At 47.9% G+C, this 17,231-nt stretch carries 17 protein-coding genes; 7 read left to right on the forward strand and 10 right to left on the reverse strand.

What is annotated here, in order from left to right:
- Nucleotides 1–101 precede the first annotated feature (101 nt).
- Both POF51_RS03280 and POF51_RS03285 read left to right on the forward strand, forming a co-directional pair.
- On the forward strand, nt 102–1,169 hold the full coding sequence (locus POF51_RS03280; protein ID WP_271753821.1) for a bifunctional transcriptional activator/DNA repair enzyme AdaA: 1,068 nt from the start codon (nt 102–104) through the stop codon (nt 1,167–1,169).
- Nucleotides 1,170–1,208: 39 nt separating this feature from the next.
- Nucleotides 1,209–2,681, forward strand: coding sequence for an MFS transporter (locus POF51_RS03285; protein ID WP_271753823.1), 1,473 nt, complete (start codon nt 1,209–1,211; stop codon nt 2,679–2,681).
- Between the two features lie 100 nt (nt 2,682–2,781).
- Here POF51_RS03285 and POF51_RS03290 read toward each other — a convergent pair whose 3' ends face one another.
- Nucleotides 2,782–3,222 (reverse strand): Rrf2 family transcriptional regulator, encoded by a 441-nt coding sequence (locus POF51_RS03290; protein ID WP_012686286.1) that lies wholly within the window; start codon nt 3,220–3,222, stop codon nt 2,782–2,784.
- 155 nt (nt 3,223–3,377) lie between these two features.
- Here POF51_RS03290 and POF51_RS03295 point away from each other — a divergent pair, with 155 nt between their 5' ends.
- Together POF51_RS03295 and POF51_RS03300 are read left to right on the forward strand one after the other, a co-directional pair.
- Entirely contained in the window at nt 3,378–4,667 is a 1,290-nt protein-coding gene (locus POF51_RS03295; protein WP_271753836.1) for an acyl-CoA thioesterase/bile acid-CoA:amino acid N-acyltransferase family protein, read from the forward strand.
- 73 nt (nt 4,668–4,740) lie between these two features.
- Nucleotides 4,741–5,079, forward strand: a complete 339-nt coding sequence (locus tag POF51_RS03300) for a histidine triad nucleotide-binding protein (protein ID WP_007727375.1) — start codon at nt 4,741–4,743, stop codon at nt 5,077–5,079.
- A 10-nt stretch (nt 5,080–5,089) separates the two neighbouring features.
- Here POF51_RS03300 and POF51_RS03305 read toward each other — a convergent pair whose 3' ends face one another.
- On the reverse strand, nt 5,090–6,067 hold the full coding sequence (locus POF51_RS03305; protein ID WP_271753843.1) for a YpdA family putative bacillithiol disulfide reductase: 978 nt from the start codon (nt 6,065–6,067) through the stop codon (nt 5,090–5,092).
- A 146-nt stretch (nt 6,068–6,213) separates the two neighbouring features.
- Between POF51_RS03305 and POF51_RS03310 the strand changes: the two genes are divergently transcribed.
- The gene (locus tag POF51_RS03310; RefSeq protein ID WP_244195690.1) at nt 6,214–7,818 is read left to right on the forward strand and encodes a glycosyl hydrolase family 18 protein; all 1,605 of its coding nucleotides are present in this window, start codon (nt 6,214–6,216) and stop codon (nt 7,816–7,818) included.
- A gap of 166 nt (nt 7,819–7,984) precedes the next feature.
- On the opposite strand, the gene POF51_RS03315 is transcribed toward POF51_RS03310, so the two are convergent.
- The gene (locus tag POF51_RS03315) at nt 7,985–9,016 is read right to left on the reverse strand and encodes a Cfr family 23S rRNA (adenine(2503)-C(8))-methyltransferase (protein WP_271753846.1); all 1,032 of its coding nucleotides are present in this window, start codon (nt 9,014–9,016) and stop codon (nt 7,985–7,987) included.
- 862 nt (nt 9,017–9,878) lie between these two features.
- On the opposite strand from POF51_RS03315, the gene POF51_RS03320 reads away from it, so the two are divergent.
- Nucleotides 9,879–10,433 (forward strand): spore coat protein, encoded by a 555-nt coding sequence (locus POF51_RS03320; protein ID WP_069845235.1) that lies wholly within the window; start codon nt 9,879–9,881, stop codon nt 10,431–10,433.
- 105 nt (nt 10,434–10,538) lie between these two features.
- Here POF51_RS03320 and POF51_RS03325 read toward each other — a convergent pair whose 3' ends face one another.
- The 4 genes from POF51_RS03325 to POF51_RS03340 all read right to left on the reverse strand — a co-directional run bounded on the left by POF51_RS03325 (nt 10,539) and on the right by POF51_RS03340 (nt 13,692).
- The gene (locus tag POF51_RS03325) at nt 10,539–10,697 is read right to left on the reverse strand and encodes a hypothetical protein (protein ID WP_167403232.1); all 159 of its coding nucleotides are present in this window, start codon (nt 10,695–10,697) and stop codon (nt 10,539–10,541) included.
- 170 nt (nt 10,698–10,867) lie between these two features.
- Nucleotides 10,868–11,830: an L-threonine 3-dehydrogenase gene (locus POF51_RS03330; RefSeq protein WP_069845236.1), complete on the reverse strand. Its 963-nt coding sequence runs from the start codon at nt 11,828–11,830 to the stop codon at nt 10,868–10,870.
- Nucleotides 11,827–13,035, reverse strand: a complete 1,209-nt coding sequence (locus POF51_RS03335; RefSeq protein ID WP_170831568.1) for a glycine C-acetyltransferase — start codon at nt 13,033–13,035, stop codon at nt 11,827–11,829. Before POF51_RS03335 ends, POF51_RS03330 begins: the two co-directional genes overlap by 4 nt.
- 279 nt (nt 13,036–13,314) lie before the next feature.
- Entirely contained in the window at nt 13,315–13,692 is a 378-nt protein-coding gene (locus tag POF51_RS03340) for a (2Fe-2S) ferredoxin domain-containing protein (RefSeq protein ID WP_026043057.1), read from the reverse strand.
- A gap of 146 nt (nt 13,693–13,838) precedes the next feature.
- Here POF51_RS03340 and xerS point away from each other — a divergent pair, with 146 nt between their 5' ends.
- Entirely contained in the window at nt 13,839–14,951 is a 1,113-nt protein-coding gene (xerS, locus tag POF51_RS03345; protein ID WP_271753850.1) for a tyrosine recombinase XerS, read from the forward strand.
- A gap of 79 nt (nt 14,952–15,030) precedes the next feature.
- Here the strand turns inward: xerS and POF51_RS03350 are convergent, their stop codons facing one another.
- The 3 genes from POF51_RS03350 to POF51_RS03360 all read right to left on the reverse strand — a co-directional run bounded on the left by POF51_RS03350 (nt 15,031) and on the right by POF51_RS03360 (nt 17,217).
- Nucleotides 15,031–15,924: a manganese catalase family protein gene (locus POF51_RS03350; protein ID WP_012686273.1), complete on the reverse strand. Its 894-nt coding sequence runs from the start codon at nt 15,922–15,924 to the stop codon at nt 15,031–15,033.
- A 71-nt stretch (nt 15,925–15,995) separates the two neighbouring features.
- A complete protein-coding gene (locus POF51_RS03355; RefSeq protein ID WP_069845239.1) occupies nt 15,996–16,244 on the reverse strand; it encodes a YuzF family protein in 249 nt (82 codons plus the stop codon).
- A gap of 157 nt (nt 16,245–16,401) precedes the next feature.
- Nucleotides 16,402–17,217 (reverse strand): transglycosylase domain-containing protein, encoded by an 816-nt coding sequence (locus tag POF51_RS03360; protein ID WP_271753855.1) that lies wholly within the window; start codon nt 17,215–17,217, stop codon nt 16,402–16,404.
- Between the last annotated feature and the right edge of the window lie 14 nt (nt 17,218–17,231).

The raw sequence follows: 17,231 nt of genomic DNA on the forward strand, positions 1-17,231 counted from the left end.
CCGAGTCTTGTCTTCGCCTAAAAAAATCAATGTACGATTTTCGGCTGCAGTCATTTTTCGTGAGCGATAAAATGAAAACATAATAATCGAGGGGGAAAAGAATGATAACGGCCGAGATGAAGTCCGAGTATTATCAGGCGTTACTGGATAAAAACTCAGAATATGAAGGTGTCTTTTTTGTTGGAGTCAAGACAACTGGCGTATTCTGTCGCCCGACATGTCCAGCTAGAAAACCTAAGTTTATTAATTGTGAGTTTTTTGATCATGCGAAACAAGCACTTCTAGCCTCATTCCGGCCCTGCCAGCGCTGCCGTCCACTTTCACATCCCAATCATGTTTCAGAGCTTGTGCGTCTGCTAGTTAGCGCTGTAGAAGAAAACCCCGAGCAGCGCTGGACGGAAAAAGATTTTCAAAGATTATCCGTGGACGCTGCAACAGCGCGACGCCAATTCAAAAAACGTTTTGGCATGACGTTCGTCGAATATGCAAGGGCGCGACGTATGGGGATTGCACTGAAAGAAATCAGAGAAGGAAAAACAATCATTGATGCCCAACTATCCACCGGATACGAGTCCAGCAGTGGTTTTCGAGACGCATTTTCACGAATTATGGGGGCAGCACCTACTCTTCTTGGAGATCATCATGTCTTAAAGGCATCGTGGCTGGATACGCGACTGGGTCCCATGATAGCTATCGCGGATGAAGCAGCGCTATATCTACTTGAATTCGTAGATCGCCGCGGCTTGGAACGAGAAGTTGAACGTCTTAGACAAAGAACGAAGTCAGCGATTATCCCTGGTTTTACAGCGCCTATTCGTTCAATTGAACGTGAGTTAATGGAGTATTTTGACGGAAAGTTAACAGAATTTGCAACGCCTTTGTTTATGTTCGGATCGCCTTTTCAAAAAAGGGTCTGGGAGCATTTACAAACGATCCCCCCCGGTCAAACTTCATCCTATTCCGAGGTTGCAGCAGCTATTGGGAAACCAAGCGCCTTTCGTGCTGTCGCTCAAGCAAATGGTGCGAATCAGTTAGCGATCGTCATCCCCTGTCACCGTGTCATCAACTCCAATGGTGATTTGGGTGGGTACGGAGGAGGACTTTCACGTAAACGCTGGCTGCTTCATCATGAAAAAGAAACGCCCGCCCCATTTGACTCGGATTCGTGAAAAATCCGGCAAATGGATCCTGGATGAATAAGCAAAGGAGTGTACAAATTGAGACCCATACAGTCGAATAAATGGGCTGTTTTATCTGTGGTCACGCTTGTTTCGTTCATTACTAACTTAGACGCAACGATTGTGGTTATCGGTCTTCCTGCTATCATGGAAGATTTGCGTATTCCGATCAACATTGGTATGTGGACGATTACCGCGTTCTACATCATGAGCACATTATTTTTGCTTCCAGCTGGGCGTTGGTCGGATATGCTCGGAACCAAGCACATTTTTTTATGGGGGCTCACCTTGTTCACGATTTCCACTGCGCTTTGCGGACTTGCAAACTCAAGCGCAACACTGATCGGTGCACGACTCCTTCAGGGAACTGGTGCGGCAATGGCAATGGCATCAGCAACACCAATCCTCATACGGACATTCCCACCCAATCAGCTCGGAATCGCTCTCGGGATTAACAACATATCATGGGTGACTGGATCACTCATCGGTCCGGTGATCGGAGGCGCGCTTATCGATGATTTCGGATGGCGATCCATCTTTTTTGTAGCTGTCCCCACTGGAGTCATTGGTTTGATCTCTGGCCTCCTGGTTCTCAAAAACACGCCCCCAATCGAAAAGGGCAAGACTGACTGGCCGGGGATTTTGACCTTTGGACCAGGTTTAGTCGCTCTGCTTGTCGCACTGTCTGAGGGGCAGTCTTGGGGTTGGACATCGGTACCCACACTTAGCCTCTTTGCAACCGCTCTACTTTTATGGATAGCATTCGTACTCATCGAACTACGTGTTCGAAATCCACTTTTTCCTCTAAGCCTTTTCACCTATCGAAACTATTCGATTGGTCTTGGAATCACGATGAGTTATTGCATTGGTTACTTCGCCGTCACCATTCTCCTGATGCTATATCTGCAAGGGGCACATCGCTTAAGCCCTTTGGAAGCGGGATTGTTATTGATCCCATTATCGATTCCCCAACTCTTCACGGCCCCCTTTGGCGGTAAATTTGCCGACCGTTTTGGCCCCGTGCGTATGATTCTGTTAGGATCATTCCTAATAGGCTTAGCCCTTCTGCTACTTGGACAACTTGGTTCTCAGTTATCGAACATGGCTGTGATTATTCCGCTTCTTATCATATCCGCCGCCACTGGTCTGTCCTGGCCTTCGCTCGCAAAAGCAGTCCTATCTGCTGCTCCGCAAGAGCGCGCTGGCTCCGCTTCAGGTATGTTCTGGACCGTCTATGAAATGTGTCGGGCAATAAGTCAAGCTCTTTCATTGGTAGTTGTACAGCTAAGCGTCAAGTCTTCATCCGTCTTGCCGCTATTTTCCGAAACGGGAACGGGAGAAATCGCTCAATCAAAGAGTGCCTTGATCTATGCAACGAACAACGGTTTCCGATTCTTCGCCATATTCTTCGCTATCGCAATCGTGTTAGGATTTTTTCTCATGAAGCCGCAATCGAAGAAAGATAGCTGGAAGGAGAAGAATATAGTCCGTCAGTCTGGATAAGTTGTGCAAGCTTCCCCACCCGTCAGGTGGCGGGAATCGACACGTTGCTGGCACTCCTTCCTCGCAAAAATGCCCTCGCATACGCAAGGGCATTTTTTTCTTACTGCGCTTTTTCTGTTATTTTTTGACGTAGGTTATCTACGAGCTCGGACATTTTCACTCCGCCCAAAATCTCCTCCATGGCATGCTGCGCACGGGTCAAAATCAACTCTAGCACAAACTGTATATTCGCTCCCACTGGACAATCAGGATTCGGTTGCTCATGGATGTGAAAAAGTTGCCCTTCTTCCACGACATCAACTGCACGGTAAATCTCTAGAAGCGTGATTTGATCCAGTTCCTTGGCGAGAGAAGCGCCGCCAGCTCCGGCACGTACGTTCACGAGCCCAGCCTTCTTCAACAGCCCCAGCACACGTCGGATCACGACCGGATTCGTATTCACACTACCCGCGATCCATTCGGAAGTACAATGCGAATTAGAATCAATGGAAAGCAGTGATAAGATGTGGACCGCAATGGAGAAACGGCTGCTGATTTTCATACGTTGTCACCCTTTCGTTGTAATGATTATAGTTACACCCCATACAAGAAGTCAAGTTAACCATACCGTCACATTTCGTCTCATCGAACTTTTATTCATTCTACTATAATAACTTTGTCAAGTGTTCCCTTAATCTGGAAGGAGTGTTGACTAAAATGATGCTTCCACAAATTGAAGTTACGCCTGCTACAGCCTTAATAGATGTTCCCGTCCACATTACACTTAGCGGGTTTGTCCCGAATCAATTAATCACCCTTCATGCCACTCTGAAAAATGGGTTGCCTGGAGGAGATTTGACTGCATCATCACATGCCATCTTTCAAGCGGACGAAAATGGCTCAGTCGATTTAGTTTCTCAAGCCCCCTTGTTTGGTACTTATGAGGGAATTGATCCGATGGGGCTGTTCTGGTCTATGAATATCCAGACCATGCGTTTCTATCATGTTTACTCTCTGGACGATTTTCAGTTCACCCCACGCTCCACCGAGATAGAATTAACGGCAGAGGTATGCGATAAACCCGTAGCGAAAGCAGTCGTGAAACGTATTTTTGTCTCCCGCGACGTATCGATACAGAAAGTGACAGACCATGGGCTAGTCGGTCTGTATTTTTCAAAACCCCACACAGAGCAAAAACCCGCCATTGTCGTACTAGGTGGTAGCGAAGGCGGAATTGGCTCATGCTCCCAATTTGCTGCTTTGTTCGCCTCTCACGGCTATCCAGCGCTAGCACTCGCTTACTTCCAATGCAATGATCTTCCAGACGATATTCGCCAGATCCCGATCGAATATGTTCAACACGCCATTCATTGGCTACAACAGCAGCCCTCCGTACATCCTGATAAAATTACGTTATTCGGACGTTCCAAAGGAGCAGAATTGGCATTAGTCACAGCATCGATTGATCAAGACGTACATGCTGTTATTGCTTCGAGTCCCAGCTCTACTGTCAATATCGGGACGGATAAGGCATTCGCTGGATCAGACACGTTCTCCCCACAATCCTCTTGGTCGTTTCAAGGTGAGCCACTTCCTTTCGTGCCATGGACAGAGGATCAAACAAAAGTCTCGCAGGAGCGGCTCGACGCACGTCTACGTATCGATCATATCCATGCCGAAGCCTGGGCTGCCTGTGATTGGTTAGAAGATGCCGAAATCCCGGTGGAAAAAATTAATGGCCCGATCCTCTTCCTCTCCTCGGATGACGATCACTGGTGGCCAGCAGCAGAGCAATGCGAGCATATGGTGCAACGGCTGAAGGATCATCAGTTTGCTCATTCAGTGGTGCATTTGCGTTATGCGGATACAGGACACGGAATCCGCTTTCCTTACATACCAACTACCCGCATACAGCTCAATGGTGGTACGCCCAAAAACAACGCCTACGCATCCGAGCACTCTTGGCGTGAGGTTCTTCAGTTTTTAGAGCGGACTTTTCCAGGGTAAAAAACAGGGAAAGCCTACTCGCATGACGAAGTAGGCTTTACGATCTATCATTTTAGAAAGGATGTATTGCCCTATGGACTGCCTATTTTGCAAGATTGTAAACGGAGACATTCCGTCTAAAAAAGTGTATGAGGACGAGCATGTACTGGCTTTTCACGACATTAATCCTGTTGCCCCTGTACATGTCCTGATGATTCCGAAAAAGCATATTCAATCCGTTCTGGCTATCGAGCCTGAGGACAAGGAGCTGATCGGTCACCTTCATCTGTCGCTGCAAAAAGTAGCAGAGACAATGGGCGTGAACGAGGATGGCTTCCGTATCGTCACCAACATTGGCAAACACGGACAACAAACCGTCTTCCATCTGCACTACCACCTCATCGGAGGCAGACAATTGGAGTGGCAGTTCTAATCACTATCAGCTACTGCTCCCTTTGAGAGGCAATGTGGCGGGCGATACCTTCACCGTGAAACCTTCCATTTTCGATAAAAATGGCGTTTGCGTGTTGGCCCGCCGCAATGACTCCCGCTATATAGAGACCTGGGATGTTCGTCGCCATCGTCTCTGGATGATGCGCCGGAATTCCCGTTTCCTCGTCAATCATAACCCCTAACGAATGAAGGAAGGTACGATCCGGACGGTATCCAATCAATGAAAACACATGGTCATTGGCAAGGGTAATGACTTCCTCCCCTGTTTTCACCCTGATAGAACGCTCCTCAATGCTCTCGACTGTTGCACCGAACAGCATGTGGATGCGTCCTTTTTTGATCAGACTCTCAAAAACAGGCCTTGTCCATGCCTTGACCTTGCCGGAGAGCTCCGTTCGGCGGCAAATCACCGTTACTTCTGCTCCTGCCCGCTCCAGCTCCATCGCCGCATCTACGGCAGAGTTGTTACCCCCTACTACCGCTACTTTCAGCCCTGTATACGGATGTGCTTCCTTGTAGAAGGACGAAACCTTCAGCAGCTCCTCGCCTGGTACATCCAGCCTATTTGGATTGTCAAAGTAACCTGTGGCGATTACCAGGTTTTTCGCTTCGTACGTATGTGTGTTGGCGAATCGGTCCGTTGTCGTGACATGAAAGCCAGCTGGCGTCTTCTTCGCTTCCGTCACCGTCTCATATACGTTCACACGCAATTTTTCTCGCGCGGCTACCAGTCGATAGTAATTGAGCGCCTCCTGTCTGGTCGGCTTGTCGTTCGCCGTTGCAAAAGGGACGCCCCCAATCTCCAGTAAATCAGGTGTGCTATGAAAAATCATATAGGTCGGGTAGCGATAAATCGAATGGACAAGCGACCCTTTTTCAATAATGATAGGATCAAGTCCAGCTCGCTTGCAGGCAATTGCCGCTGCCAGTCCACAAGGCCCACCGCCTACAATCAGTACGTCTTCCATTTCTCTCCGCCTCGCTTCATTCTCTCTATTCTTATTCCTTCATCATATCATATCGCATTCCCAACAAAAGAGTTCGGGCACCCCGGCAAGGTTTCTACCAAAATCTGACCAATGAAAGAATGGTTCTCTCTCCTTATACTGGATGTATGATGAAAAAACAAAACCTACATATCTGGTTAGTCTCCTTAGCTTTTTTGGTGTACGGTCTCTCTTTTGCCATAGGAGTCCCTGCATCCACAGCATCGACGAATAATTTAAAAGATATCGCAAACAGCTATGCGAAAGAGCAAATCCGTTCGCTACATGCGGCAGGTGTCATCGCTGGGGATGAAAACGGGTATTTTCACCCAACTCGCCCGGTGACGCGTGCTGAGTTTGTCGCGATGCTCACACGAACGCTCGGTATTAAACCGGTGGTCAGCAACGTCGCAGCCTATTCGGATGTCCCGAAAAACTCTTGGGCATACGGGTATGTACAAGCTGCTTCTGGGCTTAACATCGCGAATGGCATTAGTCCTACTGCTTTTGCTCCGAAGCGGACGATCTCTCGCGAAGAGGCCGCTGCGTTTCTTGTACGTGCACTGGAACAGAGCATTTCGTCTTCTTACCAGTTGCCCGTGAAGGATGCCAATGCGATTTCGAGCTGGGCACGCGCCTCCGTCAGCCACGCCATGCAGAAAAAATGGCTGGTAGGCTACAATGGCTACTTCCGCCCGACTCAAGCACTTTCGAGAGAAGAAACGGCTGTTATTTTATATCGAATTCAGGAGAATCTGAAGAAGCAAAACGTTACAGCAAAACCGCTTGTCTCTCTCGGATGGCAATATGAATCCACGACAGAGGAGTTCATTGCACAAGTCAAGAAAAGCGGAGTCAACACGCTGTCACCGCGTTGGTACTTCCTGCAAAAAGATGGAACGATCAGTGACATCACGGATGCTTCACTCGTCCAGTGGACTCATGCGAATGGCAAGCAAGTGTGGCCGCTATTCGGGAATAAATTCGATCCCGAAGCTACCCACAACATGCTGTCCAATCCCACTAAACGAAAAGCAGCCGTGCAAAAGCTTTCTTCATTCATTGATAAGTACCAGCTAGATGGGATTAACATCGATTTTGAAGGGTTCTCCCCTGCGGATCGCAACAACTTCACCTTGTTTATCCAGGAGCTCGCGACTGCTCTTCACGCAAAAGGTGCTGTCCTATCTGTAGATATTCCGCCAGATGGTGATTCAGACTGGAGCGATCCTTTTGATTTTGCTAAATTAGCAAAGTATGCGGATTATTTGGTAGTAATGGCCTATGAAGAGCATTGGGTAGGCGGGTCAAAAGCAGGCTCCGTGGCATCCTTGCCTTGGTTTACGAAAGTCATTACCGACCTGCTTGACGAGGTTCCGACCCAAAAGCTGATCGTCGGAATGCCTCTTTACACACGCGACTGGTACCAATCGAATGGGTCATTGAAATCGACAGATATCAGCATCCCCGAGTCTTACCAGTTGCTCTCTCAATACAGAGCAAAAACTGTGTGGGACGATAAAGTTGGACAATACCGTTCGACGTATCAAAAGCAAGGCGTCACGCACACGATTTGGCTGGAAGAAAGCCGTTCGATTGGGCTGAAAGCTCAAGCTAGTCTGCAATGGCAAATTGGTGGATTGGCGTACTGGTACATTGGTTCTGAATCAACTGATATGTGGACAGCCATTGCCAATTCGATAACTCTTAAACATGCACGTGAAAAACTGTAAGAATCATGAAAAGAAGCGCCCTCTTCCGGCTACAGCCGTGGCAGAGGCGCTTCTTTTTGTTTAAGCTAGGCAATTCTCACTAAGTCCCGGAAGAGCCCGCGCCTCCAGGATGTTTGGGAGCCTCGACGGCTTCGTCCGGCTTAATAAATTTAGTTTCCGACATCGATTATTTAAAGCGGTATAACTGACCGCATGCTGCGTTAATGTCCGATCCGAATTGAGTTCGGACCGTGATGCTGATACCCTTTGACTTCAAGATCCGAACAAACGCTTTCATCCGATTAGGATCAGATTGCCGATAGCTGTCAGGCGTAACATCGGTCGAATTGAATGGAATCAGGTTAACGTGGTAGAGATGTTCCCCAGGTCCCCTTCCCCTTAACAACTCAGCAACTGCTTCCGCATGCGCCGTCGAGTCGTTGACTCCTCGAAGAAGAATATACGCAATATACACCTTTCTCCCGGTATGCTGGATATGACGATCCAATGCCTTCAGCACGTCATGGACTGGGAATCGGTCGTTGATCGGCATCAGCTCGCTTCTCTGATCGTCAAACGGCGAATGCAGCGAGAAGGTTAGATTGACCTGCGGAAACTCCCGTGTCAGCTTGTCGATCCCCGGCAACAGGCCGATGGTGGAAATCGTAATTCGTCGATGTCCTAAACCAAAGAGATGCGGGTCGGTCAAAATCGTCATTGCATCAAAAATATGCGGGTTGGCAAGCGCCTCCCCCATACCCATGAATGAGACGCTGTCCAAGGCGTGGCCGTTCAAGCGAAAGTGTAGCAATTGGTCGGTAATTTCGTCGGCAGTCAGATTTCGTTTCAGGCCGATGGTACCGGTGGCGCAAAACCTACACCCGAATCCGCAGCCGCACTGCGTGGAAATACAATACGATTTCCACCCCCGCTCATATGTAAGTCGTACGGCCTCCACGCGTTCATCGCCCGCAATGGTAAACAGCACCTTGCTGACCTGGTTCGACGTGAGTTCCTTTACCGGAACGATGCTGCAGACGTTCGGACCAAGTATCCGGGTCAACTCGTCGCGCAAAAATTTGGGCAGTATGGTCATCCGTCCGTATTCGCCGATGTTTTGCTTGAAAATCGCGTCCATAATCTGAGCATACCGATACTCGGGCTGCTTGAAGTCGGACAATATTCGCCGAATCGTTTCATATTTCGAGGATAGTCTCATGTCTTCTCCTTACCGCCGGAGAAAACGTAAAAAAGCAACCGTCAGTTGGCACTTTGACACGTCATTAACCAACTATACAGAAAAAGCGCATACGTTTGCAGGCGGATCGCTACGTGCACCTGTCGATAGATTGGTAAACCTCCGGCAACCGATTTGTTTTTTTGTGAACCGCTTCACCTAACAGGAACCGGTTCACACAATCATCTACAACCTCAATCTCCATCGCTTTCATCCTCCTAGAAATGATTTTCTTTCAGTTCCACAAATGCAAATGAACCCGCTCGCAGAGGCTGTCAGATTCGTTACCTTGATCAATGACATGTCGGTAACCGCCTTTATCAAAATAAAAAAGAGCTACAAGAAAGTTACCTTTCTTGTAGCTCAAAAAAATACGGCAAATCCAGCCCCGTTCAGGGAATGAAAAGGGTATATTTTTTGAGTGAAAAGAATAAGGTAACTTTCTTGCCAATGAAGAACAAAACAAACTCTGCTTCATTCTTCAAAAAGTGGCAAAAAATATTACATTATCCTCTTCAACTCCAATCGTTAATTGTCAGAACGATCTTAACATACCCCGCTTATACATTGCAACATTCTAAAATGAGAACCAAAAACCCGAATTAAAAAGAAAAACCGAGGAAGCAATCCAAGGTCTCACTTTTACGAAAAATTTCTGCTCAGCAACTGCCGTGGAATGGTATCTTTTTTTGATGCCAATACATTGCTTTCCGTGCACGCAGGCTCCAATTCCTATTCAGCTGAATACGTCAGTTAGATTCTTTTTCCTGAATATCCATTACTTCAGAACAAACAATAACAGAGGTTGACAGTCCAAAACCAAACGATAGATCAGGAGGCCATTATGCAACGTTTTGCTGCCCATGAATTTTTGGAAACACAAGAAGCACTCCGCTCCAAACACGCCGCGATTGAAATGCACGGATTACTTGCCGAGATGGCGCAAGACCCTCAATTAACGAGTATTATTAACCGACATCAGCAAATGATCATGACCGCATACCAGCAAGGGATTAGCCTACTGCAGGGAAAAGGATTCAACATAGCGCCAGCCCCTATTCAATTGCGTGTAGCCCAACCGACTGCTGTTGGTCTAAATAACCCACAGATGGCTGCGCCCAACCCGCACCCAACCCGCTTGTCTGATATGACGATTGGTACTTTGATGTTAAACTGGCATAAAGCGGGTTCCGCTATCGGTATGCTGTGGGCGGCAGAGTGTGTGGACCCAGGTATCCGACAATATCATGTAAATGGCGCGAATGCATGCCAGCAAATGGCGTATGAAACTTGGCAATACTTGAATGCAAGAGGCTACTACCAAGCTCCGCAGCTTGCCGATCATACGATGAATACGATGATTAACGCCTACCAGCCTCAACAACAAATGCTCCTGTAAGCCACAAAAACCGTCCTTGTTTGGACGGTTTTCAATTTGTCGAAGCATAGAACCGGGAACGAGAAAAACCTCCCGGATTCTGGAAGGTTTTTTTGTTACCATGTGTCAGCGACCACGAACGGTCTCTGTATTATTTGACCATCCCCAGCTTTCTATTGGTCGCTCCTCATTGTCACTGCCTTTAGTCTCTTGAAAATTTGGGATGACTTGTCCTTCTTCGTCTTGCTTCGAATGGTTGTCCTGCAAGGTTTTTGGTAAATCCATGGTTCTCTCCCTCCATTCCTCTTTCCTTCAAGCATGTTTTGTTACTGTGCCCGTACAACGGGAAAGACATTCAAAAGTCTTTCACACTGCATGTGATTGGAAACAAAAAACTGCCACCTCTCTCGTATCACGTACAAGAAGAAATGGCAGTTTTCTTTTTCACTCTTCGCTTATCCGACCTGCTGGAGCAACTTTCCCCGCAGTTTTGCGAGCATGTCCTCAGTCATTTTGTCCAAGTCGTACTCCGCTTTGAAGCCCCACTCTTGCAAGGCAGCCGTAGCATCAATGGAGTTCGGCCAACTGTCCGCGATCGCCTGACGCACAGGGTCGACTTCATAAGAGAGTGTAAACTCAGGAATGTGTTTACGGATCGCTGCTGCTACATCCTCTGGCTCAATGCTCATCGCAGTCACGTTGAACGCATTGCGGTGAATGAGCTTGGAGGCATCTGCTTCCATCAGGGTAACAATCGCATTCAGCGCATCAGGCATGTACATCATATCCATGTATGTGCCTTTACCGATGTAGGACGTATACGCTCCGTGTTGGATCGCCTTGTAGTAAATGTCTACTGCGTAGTCGGTCGTACCACCACCCGGAGGCGCTACATACGAGATCAGACCTGGGAAGCGTACGCCGCGCGTATCTACCCCGAATTTTTGATAATAGTAATCGCAGAGCAACTCACCGGATACTTTGTTTACGCCATACATGGTGGTAGGGCGTTGAATCGTGTCCTGTGGTGTGTTGTCCTTCGGTGTAGTCGGACCAAATGCACCAATCGAGCTTGGCGTAAAGAATTGGCAGTTCAACTCACGTGCTGCTTCCAGCGCGTTTACCAGCCCACCCATGTTCAGGTTCCATGCCAAGAGAGGCTTTGCTTCAGCTGTTGCAGACAACAGGGCAGCCAAATGCATGATCGTATCCACGCCATGTTTCTTCGCCAGCTCAAACATCCGGTTCCCGTCAGTGACATCAAGAACTTCGAATGGACCCGATTGCACAACAGGATCGTCTTCGTTTTTCCGGATATCTGTGGCGATGACTTGATCCGCTCCGTAAATATCGCGTAATTTCATGATGAGCTCGGAACCAATTTGTCCTAACGCCCCGGTTACCAGAATTTTTTTCATTTCAGGATCCCCATTTCTTTCCCAACTTTTTCGTAGATGCTAAGGGCACGATCCAACATTTCTTTGCTATGTGCCGCTGTTGGCATATTCCGTACACGGCCGGTTCCTTTTGCTACAGTCGGGAACACGATCGCTTTCGCGTATACGCCCTCTTCATACAGTCGCTTGCTGAACTCCTGGGTTTGCTGTTCGTCTCCGATAATGCATGGAGTGATAGGCGTTTCGCTCTCCCCGATATTGAAGCCGAGTTCTTTCAAGCCTTTTTTGAGGTAATGTCCGTTATCCCACAGCTTGTCGTGCAGCTCGGTGCTGTTCATCAAAATATCGATAGCCGCAATGGAAGCAGCCACATCCGCTGGAGTCAGCGCGGTCGAGAACAGGAACGGTCTGCTGCGTACTTTGAGCCAGTCGATCAGCTCTTGGCGTCCCGCTACATAACCGCCGACTACCCCAATTGCTTTGGAAAGCGTACCGATTTGGAAGTCGATTTTATCAGACAGGCCAAAATGCTTAACCGTTCCTGCCCCTTTACCGAGAACACCAGAGCCGTGGGCATCGTCTACATACGTAATCAAGTCATATTGTTCGGCAACCTCTACGATTTCCGGCAGCTTGGCAACATCGCCATCCATCGAAAATACGCCGTCAGTAATGACCATCAGTTTTTTATATTTGCCGGATTCTTTCGCTTCCTTCGCTTTCGCACGCAAGTCATCAATATCGGAGTGGTTCACACGGATAATTTGTGCACGAGACAGGCGGCATCCATCAATAATGGAAGCGTGGTTCAACTCGTCAGAAAGAATCGCATCGTCTTTGTCCATGACAGCAGAGATCGCAGCCATGTTGCAGTTAAAACCAGATTGGTAAGCAATCGCGGCTTCCGTGTGCTTGAAGGCAGCGAGCTTTTCTTCTAGCTTCACGTGCAAGTCCAAGGTACCATTAATGGTACGTACAGCCCCTGCCCCTACACCGTATTTGCTTGCTGCTGCAATCGCAGCGTCCACTAGGCGTTGATCAGTAGCCAAGCCCAGATAGTTATTGGAAGAGAGGTTGATCAGTTCTTTTCCTGCAATCGTAATGACAGGACCGTTCGCGCTTTGCAAAGGGTCAATGACGTTGTACAGTCCCTTGCTCTTCAAATCTGTCAGATTTTCATGTAAAAAATGTTCAAGTGTTTTGCTCGCCAACGAGAATCCCTCCATTATTTCAGCCATCGATTAGTAAGTTCCACAAAAACAATTGTTCACGCTGTATGGACATATCATTTTGATAAAATTCGCATAAAATCAACTCAATATACAGACAGTTTACCACCATTTACTTAAAACGTCCACATCACAAAGACATATTGTTAACGCTTTCAATCATTTTCCTTTCGATATTGTCATCTCTCCTACTTTCTCCTTTTGTCGTAATTCGTAGACTCCTGAAAATGAAAAAACCACTCTCTAGCTTCATGTGAGCAGATCGTGGCCTTTTCCTCATTTTTTTGCCTTTTGTGATTTTAAGATACCAGGCTTGGTGTCTATCGTACGCACAAAACCGTTCGTTTCGAAGCGATGCGTCATCAAAGCCTCTACTGGTCTGCCATTTTGAAAATGCTCTTCCACCAACAGCTGTGCATCTTCTGGCGTCACGTTTTCATACCAGATTCCTTCGGGGTACACGATCATCACGCATGCGTCCTCACAGCGTCCGTTGCAACGCGTGCGGGTTGTATGTACATAGTCATCCAAACCTGCGTTGGTAATCGCCTCGCGTATCGCTACCGTAACCTCTTCGCCACCCTTGCGCATACAGCTTCCGCCATTACAGATCAACACATGATGCTTTGTCTGAGATAAATCCCATGTTGCCACTACGAATCCTCTCCGTTCTTGTCCAACATCCATCCATACTCCCCATCATGACGGTTTCTTGTTCAATTTGCAATTCCCAGAACGTTTGGTTTTTGATAGAATATATGTTCGTATACGATTTACAAAATGATTTTGGTGGTGAAAGCATGTCCGTTACCAAACAGCGCGATGCCTTGCAGCTTTTGCAAACAGTGGGCTCCTACCCATGGTATGTCGAAAAGTTTATTGAGCATAAAAAATCAAAAAAAAATTCACCCTCCACCTTGCTTGGATACCTTCGCGATTTCTCTTTTTTCTTTCGCTGGATGATGACAGAAGGTTTGAGTACCGCGACGGATATGAAGGCCATTCCGTTAAGCGATTTGAATGACCTGAAGAAGGAAACGGTAGAAAGCTACATATTGTACTTGCAGGAGTCGCATTTATATGAGCGATCCGCTTTGCTCTCAAACCCTACCAAAAGCGCAAAGAAAGAATACAGTGACCGCACCATCAGCAGAAAAATATCGAGTCTGAAATCGCTTTTTCATTACTTGTCTGCCCTCGCTGAGGATGAGAATGGGGAATCGTATTTGACGCGGAATGTACTCGCCAAAATCGAGCTGGAGATCACGGAGCTGACTCCCCTCGCACGCGCCCACGCCATTCGGGCAAAAATCCTGATTGACGACGAAATCTATCAGTTCGTCGATTTTGTCTACAACGGGTATCTGGCCCATTGTGATACGGAAAAAAAGAAGCAGTATCACATGCAAAACCGCGACCGGGATACTGCCTTGATCGCGATGATTCTCTCCGGTGGCTTCCGTGTGTCAGAGATCGTCAGTCTCGATCTATCCGACATTATTATGGAAAAAAACCAGTTGAAATTGATCCGCAAAGGAAAGAAAGAGGACGCTCCTTTTTTCAGTGACTGGGGCAAGGAGTACTTAGCGAAATACTTGCAGCTGCGTGACAAATACAATCCCGAACCGCAAGAGGACGCTGTTTTTCTCGCTGTTTCCCCTTCCAATCCGAATGGGCATCGCATTGAAGTGCGGTCTGTTCAAAAGCTGGTCAAAAAGTACGCCAAAGCCTTCGGCATCCCCGATTTGTCTGTCCATAAGCTTCGTCACAGCTTTGCTACACAGTTTCTCCGCTTGAACCCTGACCCCCATCAGCTACAAGCACAACTGGGGCACTCCAAAATCGAAACGACCATGCAGTATGCCCATGTACTAGAAGATGCTCTGGGTAAGGCTGTGAACCGGACGACGTAAGACTGCCTCAACAAGAACAAGTGACCAATCTGCATACCACTGCGGACTGGTCACTTTTTTCATGCTTTTTCCATTCCATCTACATCCCCGCTGACCGTTGCAAGCGTTCCGCGATTTTCATAAAGTCTTCCCGCGATACACCTGGCGCAAATTCTTCTGGCAGTTCATCTAAGTCCGGAACAGGGCCGCCATCCGGGACGCCTTGAATGACCTCTGCTGTTCCACCATCAGGCAACGGGCCGCGCCAAATCATGGCGATATCCTGATAGTCCTGATAGCTGAACGTAAACAACTTGCGATTCAATCCCATCGCGATATACGGGTGAGTGGCATCGAATTGTGTGTTATCCAGATTGGGAACAGGCAGCATTTTCGTCATATCCACACCCGTAGCGATCTCCAAGGCTTTGGCGTACGCTACGATATGGACGCCCCCTCTGACGAGCAAGTAACCGATCATGGCCCGAGCTGTGGGATGATCCGTCATTTCGTACACCCTCATCTTGTGAGTACGCGCTCCGCACTCCAGAAAAAAGTTGTGCAAAAGATCAAGCACCAGATTCCCGCTCGAGAATACGTAATCACCTGTCCATGATTTTCCCATGGAGTCTCCTGGCATCGCGGTTTGCGCGGTCGCAATAAAATGGTACGTATTACGCTTATTTAATCCGTTATTTAGTGGAGTCGTATCAGGGTCCCCCGGACGCGTAATCCCTTTCATGCACAAATTGATTGCGTTGGAGACCAGCTCCACATGCCCGACTTCTTCCGCTGTAATGCTGGCGACTAAATCATAAAAAGGCTTTAGTTTGCTCTTTCCACGAAAGTTGAAGGATTGGAACAAATAATTGTTTAGCGTTGACATCTCACCAAAACGACCGCCCAATAGCTCCTGGACGGCCGCAGCGGCGTTGGCATCTCCATAAGCCGGCTCTGGCAGCTCAATTGCCAACCTGTTGATACGAGTAAACAACCTGCTTCCCTCCCCCCGTTTTGCACCTACCTGTACTGTTTTATGTGGGCGAAGGGTTGTTTCATACCAGTTTAAAACGGCATGACCCAGACGATCTGTTGTATGCGTACAAAAAACGTAGAACCTCCCGTCTGTAGTACCACATGGTCAGGTAGCACATCGACAACGTTTCCACGGACATTTCCCTGGGTTGTTTGAATGGCAACTTCACGCCGTATGACACTTTGCAACGTCTGATACAAATAAGGGTCAATGAAGGAATTCATAGCGGGGGTACTTGACGCTGGTTGTGCTTGTGTCTGAAAAGGATACGAACTCATGACGTTTTTGGACTCCTTCCTGTAGTTCCTCCCTGTATTTTATGCCCAAGGGTTGGGATGGGTGAGTGCACAGGATATTGCTTACCATTCTGCATGCCTGATCGATTCCAAAACAAATATCCCCTGCCATCTAGACAGGGGATTCCATTACATTCGTTTATTTCGCTGCACGTTTGGCAGTAGGAACAACGTAAATCTGCTCGTTCTTTGCCAACTTACTTTCACTTTGATCAATCACGTCCAATTCGTTCATCCGGTTCAATACAACCGCTTGCCTTTGTTTGGCTCGGTCCCAGTTCTTTACCGGAGAGTAACGCTCTGGTCCTTTTGGTAAAGAAGCCAGCATGGCCGCTTCTCCCAGCGTTACCGCTCGATTCCCTGTTTCTGTTGCTTTTTTTCCGAAGTAAAAGGGAACAGCCTCGCCAATCCCGTACTTTCCGTGCCCGAAGTAAATGACGTTGAGGTAGATTTCGAGCAGTTCTTTTTTGCTGTATCGCTGTTCCAATTGCAAAGCGATCGCGATTTCCTTCACTTTTCTGGTCATCGTTTTGTCGTTCGTCAGAAACAGGTTTCGCGCCAACTGCATGGTAATCGTACTTCCCCCCTGCACGTAGGCACCTTCCTTGATATCGACCCAGATCGCTCGGCTCAATCCAACAGGATCTACTCCTGGATGCTGCATAAACCGATGATCCTCGATCGCAACGAACGCCTTCCACACATGGTCAGGCATTTCGTCCAGCTTTACATAGCTGTTGGATTGCTGTACAGCAGCCAGCTTATTTTCATCTATCCATATATTCCCTGTCCACGCAAGCACGATCGGCGCCAAGATAGCTGCCATCACGATCACGAGAAAACTGATACGCAGTCGTTTTTTCCAACGAACACCGAGTTTCTTGATGCTCTTGGGCATGCTCGCGGCTTCATACAAGTCGGTGTTTCTTCCTAATGGGATTGGAAGGTGGTTCATGCTGCTTTCCCCCT

The sequence above is a fragment of the Brevibacillus sp. AG genome (genome assembly GCF_028369215.1).
Taxonomy (GTDB): Bacteria; Bacillota; Bacilli; order Brevibacillales; family Brevibacillaceae; genus Brevibacillus; species Brevibacillus porteri.